At 61.4% G+C, this 15,965-nt stretch carries 11 protein-coding genes, 1 tRNA gene, 2 rRNA genes and 1 other annotated feature (1 of these 15 running past the window's edge); of the genes, 5 read left to right on the plus strand and 9 right to left on the minus strand.

The annotated features are described in order from the left end of the window. Positions 1–117: 117 nt before the first annotated feature. From ABT375_RS21430 to ABT375_RS21455, 6 genes are read right to left on the minus strand one after another with little or no spacing between them, the layout of a single operon-like run. A complete protein-coding gene (locus ABT375_RS21430) occupies positions 118–399 on the minus strand; it encodes a hypothetical protein (RefSeq protein WP_416465159.1) in 282 nt (93 codons plus the stop codon). A 22-nt stretch (positions 400–421) separates the two neighbouring features. Further along, positions 422–1,294 (minus strand): NAD(P)-dependent oxidoreductase, encoded by an 873-nt coding sequence (locus ABT375_RS21435; RefSeq protein WP_416465161.1) that lies wholly within the window; start codon positions 1,292–1,294, stop codon positions 422–424. Next, positions 1,291–2,469 (minus strand): L-rhamnonate dehydratase, encoded by a 1,179-nt coding sequence (locus tag ABT375_RS21440; RefSeq protein ID WP_416465163.1) that lies wholly within the window; start codon positions 2,467–2,469, stop codon positions 1,291–1,293. Before ABT375_RS21440 ends, ABT375_RS21435 begins: the two co-directional genes overlap by 4 nt. After that, the gene (locus ABT375_RS21445; protein ID WP_416465165.1) at positions 2,466–3,731 is read right to left on the minus strand and encodes an MFS transporter; all 1,266 of its coding nucleotides are present in this window, start codon (positions 3,729–3,731) and stop codon (positions 2,466–2,468) included. Before ABT375_RS21445 ends, ABT375_RS21440 begins: the two co-directional genes overlap by 4 nt. Positions 3,732–3,749: 18 nt before the next feature. Continuing rightward, entirely contained in the window at positions 3,750–5,429 is a 1,680-nt protein-coding gene (locus ABT375_RS21450; protein ID WP_416465167.1) for a GH39 family glycosyl hydrolase, read from the minus strand. 23 nt (positions 5,430–5,452) lie between these two features. Further along, a complete protein-coding gene (locus ABT375_RS21455) occupies positions 5,453–8,140 on the minus strand; it encodes a TonB-dependent receptor (protein ID WP_416465169.1) in 2,688 nt (895 codons plus the stop codon). A gap of 183 nt (positions 8,141–8,323) precedes the next feature. Between ABT375_RS21455 and ABT375_RS21460 the strand changes: the two genes are divergently transcribed. The 5 genes from ABT375_RS21460 to ABT375_RS21480 all read left to right on the plus strand — a co-directional run bounded on the left by ABT375_RS21460 (position 8,324) and on the right by ABT375_RS21480 (position 13,279). Further along, a complete protein-coding gene (locus ABT375_RS21460) occupies positions 8,324–9,052 on the plus strand; it encodes a FadR/GntR family transcriptional regulator (protein WP_224549139.1) in 729 nt (242 codons plus the stop codon). 131 nt (positions 9,053–9,183) lie between these two features. Then, positions 9,184–9,774 carry a sigma-70 family RNA polymerase sigma factor gene (locus ABT375_RS21465; protein ID WP_224549173.1) on the plus strand — a complete coding sequence of 197 codons (591 nt, stop codon included), beginning with the start codon at positions 9,184–9,186 and terminating at the stop codon, positions 9,772–9,774. Continuing rightward, positions 9,767–10,471: an anti-sigma factor domain-containing protein gene (locus ABT375_RS21470; protein WP_416465172.1), complete on the plus strand. Its 705-nt coding sequence runs from the start codon at positions 9,767–9,769 to the stop codon at positions 10,469–10,471. Before ABT375_RS21465 ends, ABT375_RS21470 begins: the two co-directional genes overlap by 8 nt. 82 nt (positions 10,472–10,553) lie before the next feature. Beyond that, on the plus strand, positions 10,554–11,123 hold the full coding sequence (locus tag ABT375_RS21475; RefSeq protein ID WP_261936865.1) for a fasciclin domain-containing protein: 570 nt from the start codon (positions 10,554–10,556) through the stop codon (positions 11,121–11,123). Positions 11,124–12,050: 927 nt separating this feature from the next. After that, positions 12,051–13,279 (plus strand): IS3 family transposase gene (locus ABT375_RS21480; RefSeq protein ID WP_416465174.1). Its coding sequence is split into 2 segments (ribosomal slippage): positions 12,051–12,339 and positions 12,339–13,279, totalling 1,230 coding nucleotides; the frame shifts between segments, so codons are not numbered across the junction. After that, positions 12,332–12,448, plus strand: a sequence feature (AL1L pseudoknot). It overlaps the preceding gene by 117 nt. A 545-nt stretch (positions 13,280–13,824) precedes the next feature. Here the strand turns inward: ABT375_RS21480 and ABT375_RS21485 are convergent. From ABT375_RS21485 to ABT375_RS21495, 3 genes are all read right to left on the minus strand, one after another. Further along, positions 13,825–13,901 (minus strand) — tRNA-Met (locus tag ABT375_RS21485). 76 nt (positions 13,902–13,977) lie between these two features. Beyond that, a 5S ribosomal RNA gene (gene rrf, locus ABT375_RS21490) occupies positions 13,978–14,092 on the minus strand. A 141-nt stretch (positions 14,093–14,233) separates the two neighbouring features. Then, a 23S ribosomal RNA gene (locus tag ABT375_RS21495) occupies positions 14,234–15,965 on the minus strand; it runs 1,061 nt beyond the window's last position.

Genomic DNA, 15,965 nt, shown 5'->3' on the forward strand with positions numbered 1-15,965 from the left:
ACAGGCGCCAGGCCTGTCGATATGGGCAATTGGCTACGCAGGTCGGATCTCCTGGCAAAGGTTCATCCACGAAGCAGACTATCATCCACGATCCCGGTGCCTGCAACCGGCAAATCATCACGCCTTGCTCGGTTGCGGATCTTGAGGAGAATGCGGTCGGTCAGAATGTCTTTCGGTGGCGACGCGCATATTGGGGATTTGGATACCGGCCCGACCCGGATGCTCGGCGACCGGGCTGAATATCGGGCGGTCGATCGCTGCTCCGGGCGTGTCGGCGTGCAGCATAATGCTGGCGGTCAAGGCCGCGGCGATGGGCGCCTTGTCCTGCGCAACGGCAGGCGAGAGCGGCGAGATGATCGCTGCGAACAACGACATGGACAGTATCGCGCGTTTTTTCATCCGCGCCTCTCCCTCTCGGTTTTCAGACTTTCCGGAGCGGCTCCACGATCGCCGCTATGTCGCGATGCCCCTCGCCGGCAGCGGCCGCCTCTACGAAACATTGCCTTGCGGCCTGGGCCATGGCGGAGATAATGCCGACATCGGCGAGCGCTTGCGCGGCGTAGCCCAGATCCTTGGCCATCAACGGGACGAGGAAATGCGGCGCATAGTCGCGGTCGAGCATCCGGCGACCCACGCCTTTCACCATCGGACTGCCAGGGGCACCATCGGTGAGGATCGCCATCGCCTGTTCGATGTCCAGTCCGCGTTTTTCCAACAGAGCGATGGCTTCGGCCAGGCTGGCCGCTTGAACGCCGCACAGGAAGTTGTTGGCGAGCTTCACCGTCGCGGCGCTGCCGACCGGGCCGAGATGGACGATCGCACTGCCCATGGCCTCGAAAACCGGGCGGGCATCTGCCAGCGTCGCTGGGTCGCCACCGACCAGAAAGCGCAAGGCGCCTTGCGCCGCCTGATCGCGACTGCCGGTGACGGGGGCTTCGAGGAAACGGACGCCGTACTTTGCCGCAAGATCGGCCAGTGTCGTCACCCATATATCAGTTAACGTACTGGAATCGATAGCTATTGAATCAGGACTCATCGCCGCGAGCGCACCGTGCGCACCGGTCCATACAATATCTGACACGCTGTCGTCGGCGAGCATGGCGATGACGATGGCCGCACCCGCCGCTGCATCGGCGGGCGTGGTCGCGATCCTTGCGCCAGCTTCGCCCAGCGCCGCCGCCTTGTCGGGGCTGCGGTTCCAGACCGCCACATCGAAGCCCGCCCCCAGCAATTGCCGCGCCATGCCCCCGCCCATCAGACCCAAGCCGAGAACGGCCACTTTCCTGTTCATCATCCGATCACCTTGAAGCGAGAGAGAGCGGCCTCGTCGATGGCGAGACCCAGACCGGGGAGGTTGTCGTCCAGATCGATATGGCCGTCCACCGCCTGTGGCTCGCCCTTGAAGATATACCAGAAAAGTTCGTTGCCGACCTCCACATCGACCATCGGGAAATATTCAGCGATGGGGCTGTTCAGGCTGGCCATCACGACATGATAATTATGCATCTGCCCGGCATGGGGGACGACGGGGATGGAATAGGCCTCAGCCAGCGCCTGAATCTTGCGGGCGGCGGTGATGCCGCCCACGCGGTTGGTGTCGAACTGGAAATAGTCGAGCGCCTTGGCCTCGATCATCTGGCGGAAGCCGTAGCTGGTGAACTCATGTTCGCCCGCCGCGATCGGCGTCGTGCCGAAGCGGCGCAGTTCATGATAGCCGTTGATGTCGTCTGGGATGATCGCCTCCTCCAGCCAGCGCAGGTTGAAGGGCTCGATCAGGCGCATCATGCGTTTGGCATAGTCCAGGCTCCAGCCCATATAGGCGTCCGCCATGATGTCGATTTCGTCGCCCACGGTTTCGCGCACGGTGCGGATCAATTCCACGTTGCGCGTCATGCCCGCGGCCCCGTCGATCGGCCCCCAGCCGAAGCGCAGCTTCATCGCCTTATAACCTTGCGCCTTGTAGGCGGCGGCTTCCTGCGCCAGCTCATTCAGCGGGATCGAATAGAGGCGGCTGGCATAGACCGGGATTTTCGCCTTGGTCCGGCCACCCAGCAGGCGAAACACGGGTTGTTTGGCAGCCTTGCCCATCAAGTCCCAGATCGCGATGTCGAGCGCGGAGATCGCGACCAGCGCCACGCCCTTGCGCCCGAACGCCATGGTCTTGCGATACATGTGCTGCCACAGGAACTCGCTGTCCCACGGGTTCTGGCCAATCAGCAGGGGGCTGAGATATTGGTCGATCATCTGCTTGGTGACGAGCGGCGCGAGCGCGGCGTTGCCGATGCCGACCAGCCCTGCGTCCGTAAAGATTTCCACGATCAGCCAGCCATGGAAGGTGAAGGTGCCCATCGTCTCGGGCGACAGCATCGGCGAGACGATATCCATCGGGTTCGTGCAGAAATGCGGTGGCAGCGGCACGGTCTCGCCTTCCCACTGGACGACGCGGGTGCGGATTTCGGTGATTTTCAAGGAACGGCCTTTCGCATGAAGGTGAGACGTGAAATGCGGGGAATGGCGAGGCAGATCAGCGCGAAGGCGATCAGATGCAGGGTCGCCGCGACGGTCAGCACCGGCGTGTAGCCAAGCCCGGCGTCGAGCGCCCAGCCGGCCGCCTGCCCCATGACGATGCCGCCGAACGCGCCACCCAGGCCGACGAGGCCAGCGAGACGGCCAAGCGCGCTGCGTGGCGCGAGATCGGTCGGCAGGGTCATGACCAGCGTCGACCAGCTTTGCTGTCCGAAGAAGGCGAGGCTGAAGATCGCGATGATCGCCGCGATCGACCCGGTCGTGGGGGCGAGCATGACCCAGGGCATACAGGTGGCGCTAAGCCCCAGGGCGATCTTGCGCGCGGCATCGACCGACCGGCCAGTGGACAGGAGGCGGCTGGAGAGCCAGCCACCGCACAGGCTGCCCACGCCGGAGGCAGCATAGGGTATCCAGCCGATCGTCGCGGCCTGTTTCAGGTCGAAACCATGCGCTTCGAACAGATATTTGGGCAGCCAAAACAGGTAGAAATACCAGGCGCCGTCACTCAGGAACTTGGCGGCGACCAGGCCGCGCACTTCCCGGCGCGCCAGCAGCATCGCGATGGTCGGGGCGGGGCCGTCTGCTTCATGCGTGTCGCTGTCCACGACCGGCGGCGTGCGATAGGTCGCGAACCACCAGAGCGCCCAACCCAGCCCGAAAGCGCCGGTAACAAAGAAGACCCAGCGCCAGCTCGACAGGCCGAACCAGTCGCCATAGGCCAATATGCCTGCGATCAGCGGCGGGGCAATCACCGCGCCGACCGCGGTCCCGGCATTGACCAGCCCCATGGCGGCAGCGCGACGCTGCGCCGGAAACCATTCGGCGATGGCGCGGGTCGCCGCCGGAAAGCCGCCGCCTTCGCCCACCCCCAGCAGCAACCGGCTGACCACCAGCGCGGCGATGCCGCCCGCCAACCCATGGCTGGCGCAGGCGAGCGACCAGAAGATCATGATCGCCAGAAAGCCCCGGCGCGTCCCCACCCGATCGAGGAGCCAGCCGCCGCCCAGATACATGAGGCCATAGGTGGCGAGGAAGGCGGAATCGAGGACGGCCTTGGTCTGGTTGCCGATCGGGATATCGGCCTCGATATATTTGATCGCCCAGGGCAGCGTCTGCCGATCGAGATAGCTGATGGCGATGGCGACGGTAATCATCGCCGCAATCGCCCAGCGCCCCCGATGGGCCGTCGCCCGTCTTTGTGTCATGGCCTCCATTTCTTGCCCTTACTGACCGTCGAGGACGATCAGCGCGACGCCCTGACGCGGCAGGCGCAGGTCGATGCTGGCGCCGCCGCGCTGACCCGTCGCGACGGGCAGCGTTTCCGCGTGCATGACCGAAGCGGCCTCCAGTTGCTTATACTGGTCCTGATTGGGCGATTGGGGCGAACCCATCTTTTGCCAGGCCGAAAAGGCGTTGGCATGGTCGCCATCGACCCGCCACAGCTTGGCCTGCGCTGGCTTGCCCTTGATCCCGTTCAGGCTGAGCCGGATCTGGGCGTCCGGCCCGGCGACATCGTCGTCATGATAATGCCAGACGAGCAGCGCGACCTTGCCATCGGCAATGCGGGTGGCGATGGAGCCGATATCGGCATCCCCCCGCACCCCATTCTTCATCAGCGCATCAAGCGGCACCTGCGCGCTGTTCGTGGTCGCCAGTTTCGTTTCGCCCAGTTGCGCGAACAGGCGGAATACGTTGAGCACCGGCAGATCGACGCCGTTGGTCGATAGCTGGCGATAGCCCGCGAACCAGGGCTGGTCCTCGAACTCGAAGGACCAGGATACGACGCCTTCCAGATTGACCTTCCGCCTTTCGGCCAGTTCCCAGATGCGCGCGAAGCTGGCGGCGGTGTAGCTGCTATACATGGTGCCGTTGCGATAGGCGTTGGCCGGTCCCGGACAGGCGGCGCAGCCTTCGGGATCGCTTTCACCGATCACGACCGGCTTGCCGGCGAGCGAGGGGATCGACAGGACTTTCGTAAAGCCGCCATCGGTTTCACGTAAATGGGTGGCGATGCCCATGCGAACATGGCCGTCGACGAAGGTCGGCTTACCCTTGGCATGGAAGGACAGGAAGTCCGTCGGCGTGCCGGTTTCACCGGTCGCATAATTTTTGCCGGAAGAGACGTGCTTGAGGAAGCCGTCCATGAAGGCGCCGCCCGGCCCCGCGACGTCCGGTCCACCGACGCGCGCGGTGGGCAGCGCCTTGCGCACGGCTGCGATGGCATAGTCGTGCAGCTTGTAGAATTCCTCGGGACTGGCGCTCCAGTAGAAGGGGCTGTTGGGTTCGTTCCAGACCTCGAAATACCATTTCTCGACCTCGGCCCGGCCATAGCGTTCGATATTGTGGAGCGTCCATTGATGGATCAGCTCCGCCCATTTTTCATAATCCTTTGGCGGATAGGTCCAACCCGTCGCGATCAGATTATAGGCGAAGCCGGGACGCCAGCTATGACGATAGGGCGTGCCCGCCGGAGCGTTGGCCATGGCTTCGGGGGTGAAGCCGATCTGGAGATAAGGGCGGATGCCCTCCGCCAGATAGGCGTCGATGATGCCGTCTACGATCGCCCAGTTATAGACCGGCTTGCCATCCGTCGTCTCGGTATAGGCGTTGGTGCTGCCCCATTTGAAGGCGGCCGTGCCATCGCCACTGCTCAGAAGATTATGGGCGCGGAAATAGACCTGCCCCTTTTTTAGTTCGCCCAATTCGACCAGCAATTTGCGGCCGTCTTTCATGGTCGCATAATTGGGTTCGTCCGCGCCGAAGAAGCGCCAGACGGGCGGCAGCTTGCCCACGGCTTTGCCCGCGTCCACGCTGATCGCGACCTGTCTTGTGTCCTGCGCCCCGGCGCCCTGCGGCAGCGCCATCAGCACGGATAGCGAAGCGATCACCCTGGAAATCGTCATATGGCATCCTCTCGATAGGAACATCAGATCTTCGCCCGGAACCCGACGGCGAATGTGCGCGTGTAGAGAACCGTGTCGCGCGGATAGAGGCCGGGGTCGTTGAACGAGGTCTGATAGAGATTTTTCAGCACATTGGTCGCATCGGCGACGATGGTGAAGCTGGGATTGAGTTCATAGGAGAAGGACAGGTCGAGATTGCTGATCTGGCCGTTGGTGATGAAGTTGGGATTGACGCCGGTAAAGTGCAGCCCGGCATTATAGGTGTCGCGCCAGACATAGGAGGCGCGGGCGGAGAAGCCGCCCTTTTCATAGATGAAGGTGCCGGTGGCAGAATATTTGGACACGTTCTGGAACGGGATGTCCATATAGCCGGTGACGCCGGGCAAGGGCGACAGCGCCTTGTTCTTGCCGTCAATATAGGTGCCGTTGGCGCTGATGCCGATGCCGTCCAACCAGCCTGGCAGGCCCTTGGGGAAGAAGGTGAAGCCGCCCTCGATCCCCTGCAACTTGCCGGACCCGGAATTTTCCGGCCGGGTGATCTGATAGACGCCATTGTCCGCGCCCAGATAGTCGATGTCGAAATTGCTGGTGACCGACTGGATGAAGCCGGTGACGTCGCGGCGGAAGATCGTCGCGGTGATCGAACTGGACCGATCGATATACCATTCGAGCGAGAGGTCATAATTGTCCGACCGCACCGGCTTCAGGTCGGCATTGCCGCTGGAGCCGCGGCCGAAGGGTTGTTGCCCCGGTACGGGCGGCGTGAGGGTGAGCGCTGGATTGAGCTGGGCGAAACTGGGCCGGGTGATCGTCTTGCTGGCGGCGAAGCGCAGGAAGAGATTGTCCTTCAGCTTGTAGCGCAGTGCCAGGCTGGGGAGAATGTCGGTGCTCTTGTTGCGGATGGTGACGGGCGATGTCGCGCCGCGCAGGACCAGGAAGGCGTTGGAGGTGATGTCGGTGCGGATGACGCGCATGCCGATCTGGCCGTCCAGTCGGCCGACTTCCACATTGGCCTGGCCATAGCCGGCATAGTTCTTTTCCTCGATGTCGAAATGCTGGGTATCCTGAAAGGCCGGATCGCCCGGCGCAAGGCCGAACAACTGGCGCAGCGAGCCGATATTGTTCAGCAGATAACCGGTGGTCGGCGTCGCCCATTGCCGCACGAACTGGCGCGTCCCGGTGTAGAAATCGCCGGGGGTCACCGTCATCAGGCCGGGCAAGCTCGCCGCCTTGATGCTGTAGCATTGCACCGCACCGGTCGCGGAGCAGTTGATGGTCTGGGTGAAGCTGTCGGATTTGGCGTTGCGCTTGCTGAGGCGGATGCCGGCGTCGAGGCCGGAGAAGATGAGGAAGGGCGCGCGCCAGGACAGATCGCCGCGCCAGGCCAGCTCCTTGCCGTCGCCGACCGTGCGGGTGGTGGACAGGCGCGAGAGATAGTAACGCCCCGGATCGGCCATATCGTCATTGGGCAGGGTGAAATGGGGCGCGCCCGAGCCATCATTGAACACCGCGTCGGTGCGCGAGGCGATAAAGTCCACGTCCAGATTATTGCCCACATCGGTCGCCTTCGACCGGGTGTAGGAGAATTCCGTCGCGGCCTTCCAGTCGCCGCTGGTCCAGTCGGCGCCCAGCGCGCCCTGCCAACGATCGGCCTTGTTCCGGTAGGCGCCGCCGAAATTGGCCACGCGACCGTTGGCTATGCTGAGCGACTGGACCAGCTTGGTGTCGTCCACGAACACAAGCGGCGCCAGCAGCGCGCCGTTCATCGACGTAAAATTCTGATTGCTGTTGCCACGTTCGCGATAGCCGTAGAACAGGCCGTCGGCGTGGATGGTCAGTCGATCGTCCGGCGCCCATTGCAGCGTGGCGTTGACCGCCGGGCGGGTGCGGGTGCCGATCCGGTCGAAAGCGCCGATCACGTCGGTACGGAAGGCCTTGGGATCGGTCGGGCTGGTGCCGCGGGGATCGAGCGGCACGCCCGGCGTGTAGGGCGCTCGGCTGTTGTCGAGATTATAGCCGAAATAGCCGCCGCTATAGATGGTTTCGTCGCGATAGCGGGTCTTGTGATAGGAAAGGCTGATCAGGGCGCCGATCTCTCCTATGCCGGTCGACCAGCGGTTGCTGATCAGCGCGCTGGCATAGGGATCGATTCTGTCGGGCTGCTCGCTATAGACTTCGCGGCCCGCCAGCGCGAACTCGAAGCCCTTGAAGTCGAAGGGGCGACGGGTGCGGACGTTGATGAGGCCGGCGATGCCACCTTCCAACTGATCGGCGGAGCGCGACTTGTAGACGTCCACCCCGGCAACGAGGTCGGCGGGCACGTCCGCCAGCGAGAGCGAGCGGCCGGTGGTGCTGAAGATGTTGCGGCCGTTGACCAGCGTCACCACGTCGGGAAGGCCGCGGATCAGCACGGTCGCGGACTCGCCGCGGGCGCGGGGCGATACCTGGATGCCCGGCACGCGCTGAAGCGCCTCCACAACATTATTGTCAGGCAGCTTGCCGATATCCTCGGCCACGACCGAGTCCACCAATTGCCGGGCGTTGCGCTTGATATTCTGCGCCGACGACAGGCTGGCACGCATGCCGGTAACGATGATGTCGCCGTCGGTCGCCTCCCCGGCACCTTTGTCTTCGACCGCCTGGGCCAAGGCCGATTGCGCCGCCAGCAGCGCGAACAGCGATATGGACAGCTTTATTCCGCTTTTCATCATGACATCCCCTCCGAGTCATTTTTTATTTCTCATACTAGATTACGTTTGTTTGGAACGGATTCAAGCTATAATTTGACGGAGTAATGAGATTAGACGCCATATCGCCAATTTTCCTCATACCAATTCCTGCCTTTTGGCGGGATCAGGCTTGACGGATAGGGCGGCAGGGCGGACGAAGGCGGCATGACTCAAGCAGACGATCACCCGCTTTCCCGCCCTTCCAGTCCGGCACAGCGGGCCGTGCATGACCGGATCGCCCATGATCTGGGCGTAGCGATCGTCGGTGGCCGTTATCAGCCGGGCGACATATTACCGGGCGAGGAGCGCTACAGCGCCGAACAGGGCGTGTCGCGCACCGCCTATCGAGAAGCCGTCCGCGTCCTGTCTGCCAAGGGGCTAGTCCATAGCCGAACCAAGAGCGGCACCCGCATCAACGACCGTTTGCGGTGGAACATGCTGGATCTGGACATACTCGCCTGGATGTTCGAGGCCGGGCCTACAGCCGAATTTCTGCGTGACATTTTCGAACTGCGCATCGTCGTGGAGCCGGCCGCCGCAGAGTTCGCGGCATTGCGTCGGGATGGGCAGGATATTTCCCGCATGGGCCATGCGCTGGAGGAAATGCGCCGCTTTGGCCTGCAAACCGCGGAAGGGCGTGCCGCGGATCAAAGCTTCCATCGCCTGATCCTGCACGCGACACGCAACGAATCGCTCATCACGCTGGCCACGTCCGTCACCGCAGTGGTCGCATGGACCACCCGCTTCGCACGCGACGAGCGCAGGGAATCCCGCGATCCCATGCCCGACCACGACGCCGTATTCGACGCGATCATGCGCGGCGAAGGGGAGGAAGCGCGGCGCAAGATGCTGGCACTGATCCGCAACGCATCGGCCGACGCCGGCATGTTATGACGGGCGTCAATTTATTTCTCATACTAGATTAATGACGACAGCCAAGCTCACTGCTGCGGGTGGCCCGTCAATCGACACATGCTTGGCCAGCCCCCTCAATTTGTTCGCCCCCCTGCCGCGTTTCAATTGAAATGGGGCGAAAAATTGTTACGGTCGCGCCTGTGGGAGACGCAGACACCGATCGTGATAGGCTGATCACCGCATTGGCGCGGGTCGCCGGGCGTGACCGGCGCGCACTTCGGCAGGTCTATGCCATGACGTCTGCGAAACTTTTCGGCATTTGCCTCCGTATCTGCGCAGACAGGGACGCAGCGGAGGATATCTTGCAGGACGTGTATATCAAGGTTTGGAACAGAGCTGACCGGTTCGATGCCGGCCGGGCCAGTCCCATTACCTGGCTGTGCGCGATCGCGCGCAATACCGCCATCGACTGGTGCCGTTCCTCGCGCCGGCCCGGCATGGCGCCGGAAGAAGCCGCGGCCGAGGTCGCCGATGCCGCCCCCCTGGCCGACATGGTGATCGAGCGTGACCAACATAGCGCGCGCATGTTCGCCTGCCTTGACGAACTCGAAGCGCGACAACGCGTGGCGATCCGCTCGGCGTTTCTGGATGGGCTGACCTATGCGCAACTCGCCGATCGCATGGCGGTGCCGCTTGGTACGATGAAGAGCTGGATCCGCCGCGGCCTGCAACAACTCAGGACGTGCATCGGCGATGGCTGACGACCTGTCCCCCGAAGAGCGCGACGCGATCGCCGCCGAACTGGCGCTGGGCGTGCTGGACGGCGCGGCGCGCGCCGCTGCGCTGCGCCGCCTGATGGCAGATCCAGATTTCTCGCCCGATATGATCGACGCATGGGAAAGGCGGCTTGCCCCGCTCTATGACGACTATGTCGCTGTGACGCCGCCGGAAACCTTATGGCCCGGCATCGAAACAGCCGTTGCCGGCGGATTGCCGGCACACCCGGCCCTGCGTCAACTGCACTGGTGGCGCGCGGGCGCGCTGGCATCCGCTGCCGTCGCGGCGTCCCTGGCGCTGATCGTGCTACTGCGTCCGGGTGCGCCCGTCGCCATTCAGCAGCCTGCGCAAGTGGCCATGGCGCAGATGGTCGGCGAACCCGATGGACCGATGATATTGGCGCGCTACGACCCGACTTCGGGCGGCCTGGTCCTGCGGCCGACCGGTGTAGCGTCGGGCCGTCTCGCGCCCGAATTATGGATCATTCCGGCGGACGGCAAGCCGCGGTCGCTTGGCCTGATCGGCGGTGGCGCCGAAAGTCGCATAGCCGTCGCCCCGTCCTATCGCCGCTTCATGGCGGAAGGCGCGACGCTGGCGGTCACCATGGAGTCCATGGCTGGCGCGCCCCATGACGCTCCTAGTTCCGCGCCGATCGCGGCAGGGAAAATATCGCTTTTCTGACCTGCATCCACCCACCGCTTCCCGCCGTAACTGATGTGCACGCCCGCTCTGACGCGACGCGCGACATAGGAAGGAAGCCTCCATGACGACTATCTTGACGAAGCTCTCGCTTGCACTGGCGAGCACGATGCTCATTGCCGGCGGCGCGCCCGCCATGGCGAAGGACATGGGCAAGAACCCGATGGTCGGCGGCGCGGCGATGTATCCGACCAAGGACATCATCGACAATGCCGTCAATTCCAAGGATCACACGACACTGGTCGCCGCCGTCAAGGCCGCAGGCCTTGTCGATACGCTCAAGGGCGCGGGTCCGTTCACCGTCTTTGCGCCGACCAATGCGGCCTTCGCCAAACTGCCCGCCGGCACGGTCGATACCCTGGTGAAGCCCGAAAACAAGGCGATGCTGACCAAGATCCTGACCTATCATGTCGTCGCCGGGCGGATGACCGCCAAGGATATTGCGGCCAAGGCGAAGATGAACGGCGGCAAGGCTGTGCTGACCACCGTGCAGGGCGAAAGCCTGACCGCATGGCAGAAGGACGGCGCCTGGTATCTGACCGATGCCAAGGGCGGCATGTCGAAAATCACGATCGCCAATGTGATGCAGTCCAATGGCGTCATTCATGTGGTCGATACGGTTCTGATGCCCTGAGCCGATCGATCCTGTAAGCGCCGGACTGCGGAAGCCCGCCAATCGCCCCCTGATTGGCGGGCTTCCCCGATTTTCAAAGACGCGCGGATTAGCGGGTGGCGAACAGAGGCGCGACAAATTGGCTATAATGTGCTTCGGCCACGCCATAGCCGTCACCTGCAGCAAGGCAAAGACTTGGGCGATTGCGCATCGCCAGCCTGTTAAGGCTATGAATCATCACGCTATGCGCGAAGCGCTTATCGCGGGCGCAGGTTTGCCCTTGCCCGCCCCGGGCCGAGCATCCCTGCTATTTCGGAAAGGCGGCACCAATATCAGCGCCGCCTCTCACCACACGTGCGGACAGGCGCAATGGCCTGAGCATCTTACCCCTTCCTAGAAAGACAATGTCGCCCGGACGCCGCCATAGCGGAAGCTGGCACGATCGTAGCGAGCCACAAGGGTAGTGGGCGCGGCGGTGCCGGCAGGCACTGCGAAACGGTTGTACGCATCGCCAATACCGACGAGGAAATGCTTGTTGGTGACATTGTTGACGAAAAAGTCGACTATATGCTGTCCGTTCCTACTTGCCCGGTTCAATTGATCAGAAAAACCGCACATACATTTGGGGCAATGTAAATCGCGTCCGCGCCCTCCATCAGCCCTGACGTTATCCGATCGGGAGCCACATTCGGTGGATCGCCAATCTGCTGACCCTTAACCGACGCCGACGAAGGCGTCAGCGTCGGTTAGGCCGTGCAAGTGAGAACCTCAGAAATCGAAGCCGAGCCTCAATCCATAGGTTCGCGGAGCAGCCAGCGTTACGACTGGAAGGCCGACGACAGGCTGCACGAAGGAACTGGTCTTGACGACTTCATCCTCGATATTATCGATATAGTGAACCGTACCGGGTTTGCCGGAGGCTCCAACTTCTGAGTAAGTGGAGCCGATATGAGCAAAACGACGAACAAGTTTGCACCTGAGGTTCGCGCACGGGCGGTGCGCATGGTGCTGGATCACGAAGCAGATCATCCCTCTCGCTGGGCAGCGATGATTTCTATCGCCGAGAAGATCGGGTGCTCGGCGCACACGCTGAACGAGTGGGTAAAGAAGGCGGAGGTGGACAGCGGCAAGCGCGCTGGCGTGCCTACCGAGATGGCTGATCGCCTGAAGGCGCTGGAGCGTGAGAACCGGGAGTTGCGTCAGGCCAATGAGATATTGCGCAAGGCGAGCGCATATTTTGCCCAGGCGGAGCTCGACCGCCCGTTCAAACGATGACGGCCTTCATAGACGAGCATCGCGCGGAATATGGGGTCGAGCCGATTTGCAGGGTTCTGCCAATTGCCCCATCCACCTATCATGAGCGCGTCGCACAGCGACGTGATCCGGAGCGACTGTCAGATCGTGTCCGGCGCGATCAGGATCTGAAGCCAGAGGTGGTCCGGGTCTTTGCCGAGAATTTCGGGGTGTACGGCGTGCGCAAGGTCTGGCGGCAGATGAACCGCGAGGGCTTTGCTGTTGCCCGTTGCACTATCGCGCGTCTGATGCGCGATCTGGGTTTACAGGGGGTGATCCGGGGCAAGCCCGTGCGCACCACGATCAGCGACAAGGCTGCGCCGTGCCCGCTCGATCATGTGAACCGGCAGTTCCATGCACCGGCGCCGAACATGCTCTGGGTGTCGGACTTCACCTACGTCGCGACGTGGGCGGGCTTCGTTTATGTCGCCTTCGTGATCGATGTCTATGCTCGCTACATTGTGGGCTGGCGGGTCAGCAGGACTGCGCATGCCGGCTTCGTGCTGGACGCACTGGAACAGGCTATCCACGAACGACGTCCTGTCCATCGGGGTGGTCTCATCCATCACAGCGACCGCGGATCGCAATACGTGTCGATCCGATACTCGGAGCGGCTTGCCGAAGCCGGGATCGAGCCATCGGTTGGCAGCGTCGGCGACAGCTATGACAATGCTTTGGCTGAGACGATCAACGGCCTTTATAAGGCCGAGGTGATACATCGGCGAGGACCATGGCGGTCCTTTGAAGCCGTCGAATATGCCACGCTCGAATGGGTGGACTGGTTTAACAACAGACGCCTGCTGGAGCCCATCGGCAATATCCCACCGGCTGAGGCCGAAGCACAATATTATGCCATGCTGGACGACGTCTCCATGGCTGCGTAACTTAAACCAAATAGCCTCCGGCAAACCCGGTACGGTTCAAGTTGACCTCGTCGGCCATCCTCAGCTGGTCGCAGGAGCGTCTGATCGAATGGCATTACATCGCCCCAGGCAAGCCGATGCAGATGGTGTATTTCAGTCGGCAGTTGGAAGGCGCCGATCGGTGATATGGGGTCGGCGGCGGGAGATGTCCGCCGCCCGGCATGTTGGGTTGGACATGGCGCGGGCAATAAAAAACCCCGCTTTGTGGGCGGGGTTATGGGGTGCAATGGACCCCGGCCTTTGCCGGGGAACGCAAATCTTTGCGTTCGCGTTGCTCACTGGGATGTAATCTGGTTGGGGGAGCAGGATTTATGGGCCTTTGGCCCATGGTCTTCGCCGGGTTTTGCCCGGCTCCGGCTGAACGCGACCTTCAGCTTATGAGCCTGACGGGACGGCAGCAGCAAAGGCAGTTCGGGTGGAACGACGACGGCCCGATGATCCGGGGGGATCATCAGGTCAGGTCGTCTGCCTGCTGACGTGGGCTGTGGTTCATTGGGTGCGACCTGTGGTTGCGGGAGCAGGATTTGAACCTGCGACCTTCAGGTTATGAGCCTGACGAGCTACCGGGCTGCTCCATCCCGCGCCAGAGGCACGACCAGAGATCGCAAAAGACGTTGTGAATGGGTTTTTTGTGTTCCGATATATGCGCGAGCTTCAATGCCTGGCGACGCCCTACTCTTCCAGTGCTTGAGCAATAGTACCATCGGCGCAGACTGGTTTCACGGCCGAGTTCGGGATGGGATCGGGTGGGTCACAGACGCTATGGTCACCAAGCAATGAAGCTGGCGCATATATGGGTTTTTGATCGATGCCGTGCACATTTTGGTTCGTATATAAACATATATCTGGGCTGGCTTAACAACCTACGATCGCTGACGATTGCTGTTTCCAGCACTGTCGTTGATGGTGGGACTCTTAAGCGCGAATAGGACAATTAGTATCGGTTAGCTTCATGCGTTACCGCACTTCCACATCCGATCTATCAAGGTCGTGGTCTTCGACCGTCCTAAGAAATCTTATCTTGAGGGAGGCTTCCCGCTTAGATGCTTTCAGCGGTTATCCCGTCCATACATAGCTACCCAGCTGCGCTCCTGGCGGAACGACTGGTACACCAGAGGTATGTTCAACCCGGTCCTCTCGTACTAGGGTCAACTCCTCTCAAATTTCGACGCCCACGGCAGATAGGGACCAAACTGTCTCGCGACGTTCTGAACCCAGCTCACGTACCACTTTAATTGGCGAACAGCCAAACCCTTGGGACCTGCTCCAGCCCCAGGATGTGATGAGCCGACATCGAGGTGCCAAACGATTCCGTCGATATGAGCTCTTGGGAATCATCAGCCTGTTATCCCCGGCGTACCTTTTATCCGTTGAGCGATGGCCCTTCCACGAGGGACCACCGGATCACTATGACCGACTTTCGTCTCTGCTCGACTTGTCAGTCTCGCAGTCAGGCGGGCTTATGCCATTGCACTCTAACAGACGGTTTCCAACCGTCCTGAGCCCACCATCGCGCGCCTCCGTTACTCTTTAGGAGGCGACCGCCCCAGTCAAACTACCCACCACAGAGGGTCCCTGTACCGGATAACGGTACGAGGTTAGACATCAGAAAACAGCAGGGTGGTATTTCACCTATGGCTCCACATCAACTGGCGTCGATGCTTCAAAGCCTCCCACCTATGCTACACAGCTCTTTCCTAATGCCACTCTGAAGTTGCAGTAAAGGTGCACGGGGTCTTTCCGTCTAACCGCGGGTACTCCGCATCTTCACGGAGAATTCAATTTCGCTGAGCATATCCTGGAGACAGTGGGGAAGTCGTTACGCCATTCGTGCAGGTCGGAACTTACCCGACAAGGAATTTCGCTACCTTAGGACCGTTATAGTTACGGCCGCCGTTTACCTGGGCTTCAATTCAGAGCTTGCACTCCTCCTCTTAACCTTCAGGCACCGGGCAGGCGTCAGGCCCTATACGTCGTCTTGAAGCCGACTTAGCAGAGCCCTGTGTTTTTGCTAAACAGTCGCTACCCCCTGGCCTGTGCCCCCCATCAGAGCTTGCGCTTAGATGGGGCCTCCTTCTTCCGAAGGTACGGAGGCAATTTGCCGAGTTCCTTCAGGATACTTCTCTCAAACGCCTTGGTATACTCTACCATTCCACCTGTGTCGGTTTAGGGTACGGTCTATACGGAGGGGCTATTTCCTGGGACACCTTCCCAGCCAGGAGCAATCCAATAAGCCCTGACCAGTTACGGCATCCGTCACACACCTCCAGGCCCACGAATATTAACGTGGTTCCCATCGACTACCCCCTTCGGGCTCGTCTTAGGGGCCGGCTTACCCTGCTCAGATTAGCTTTAAGCAGGAACCCTTGGAATTTCGGCGACAGTGCATCTCACACTGTTAATCGCTACTCATGTCTGCATTCGCACTTCCGATACCTCCACGGTCGGTTACCCTTCCGCTTCAACGGCCTACGGAACGCTCCGCTACCGCTCAGTCAAAGACTGAACCCTAAGCTTCGGTGCATCACTTTAGCCCCGTTACATCTTCGCCGCAGGATCTCTTATTTAGACCAGTGAGCTGTTACGCTTTCTTTAAAGGATGGCTGCTTCTAAGCCAACCTCCTGGTTGTTTTGGAAATCCCACATG

Origin of the sequence: Sphingomonas sp. VDB2 (assembly GCF_047946695.1) — a bacterium.
Classification (GTDB): domain Bacteria; phylum Pseudomonadota; class Alphaproteobacteria; order Sphingomonadales; family Sphingomonadaceae; genus Sphingobium; species Sphingobium bisphenolicum.

Excerpts from the sequence above, each read along its gene's own strand:
- ABT375_RS21430 (WP_416465159.1), bottom strand. The coding sequence starts at position 399 with ATGAAAAAACGCGCGATACTGTCCATGTCGTTGTTCGCAGCGATCATC.
- ABT375_RS21435 (WP_416465161.1), bottom strand. The coding sequence starts at position 1,294 with ATGATGAACAGGAAAGTGGCCGTTCTCGGCTTGGGTCTGATGGGCGGG.
- ABT375_RS21445 (WP_416465165.1), bottom strand. The coding sequence starts at position 3,731 with ATGACACAAAGACGGGCGACGGCCCATCGGGGGCGCTGGGCGATTGCG.
- ABT375_RS21450 (WP_416465167.1), bottom strand. The coding sequence starts at position 5,429 with ATGACGATTTCCAGGGTGATCGCTTCGCTATCCGTGCTGATGGCGCTG.
- ABT375_RS21455 (WP_416465169.1), bottom strand. The coding sequence starts at position 8,140 with ATGATGAAAAGCGGAATAAAGCTGTCCATATCGCTGTTCGCGCTGCTG.
- ABT375_RS21460 (WP_224549139.1), top strand. The coding sequence starts at position 8,324 with ATGACTCAAGCAGACGATCACCCGCTTTCCCGCCCTTCCAGTCCGGCA.
- ABT375_RS21465 (WP_224549173.1), top strand. The coding sequence starts at position 9,184 with ATGGGGCGAAAAATTGTTACGGTCGCGCCTGTGGGAGACGCAGACACC.
- ABT375_RS21470 (WP_416465172.1), top strand. The coding sequence starts at position 9,767 with ATGGCTGACGACCTGTCCCCCGAAGAGCGCGACGCGATCGCCGCCGAA.
- ABT375_RS21475 (WP_261936865.1), top strand. The coding sequence starts at position 10,554 with ATGACGACTATCTTGACGAAGCTCTCGCTTGCACTGGCGAGCACGATG.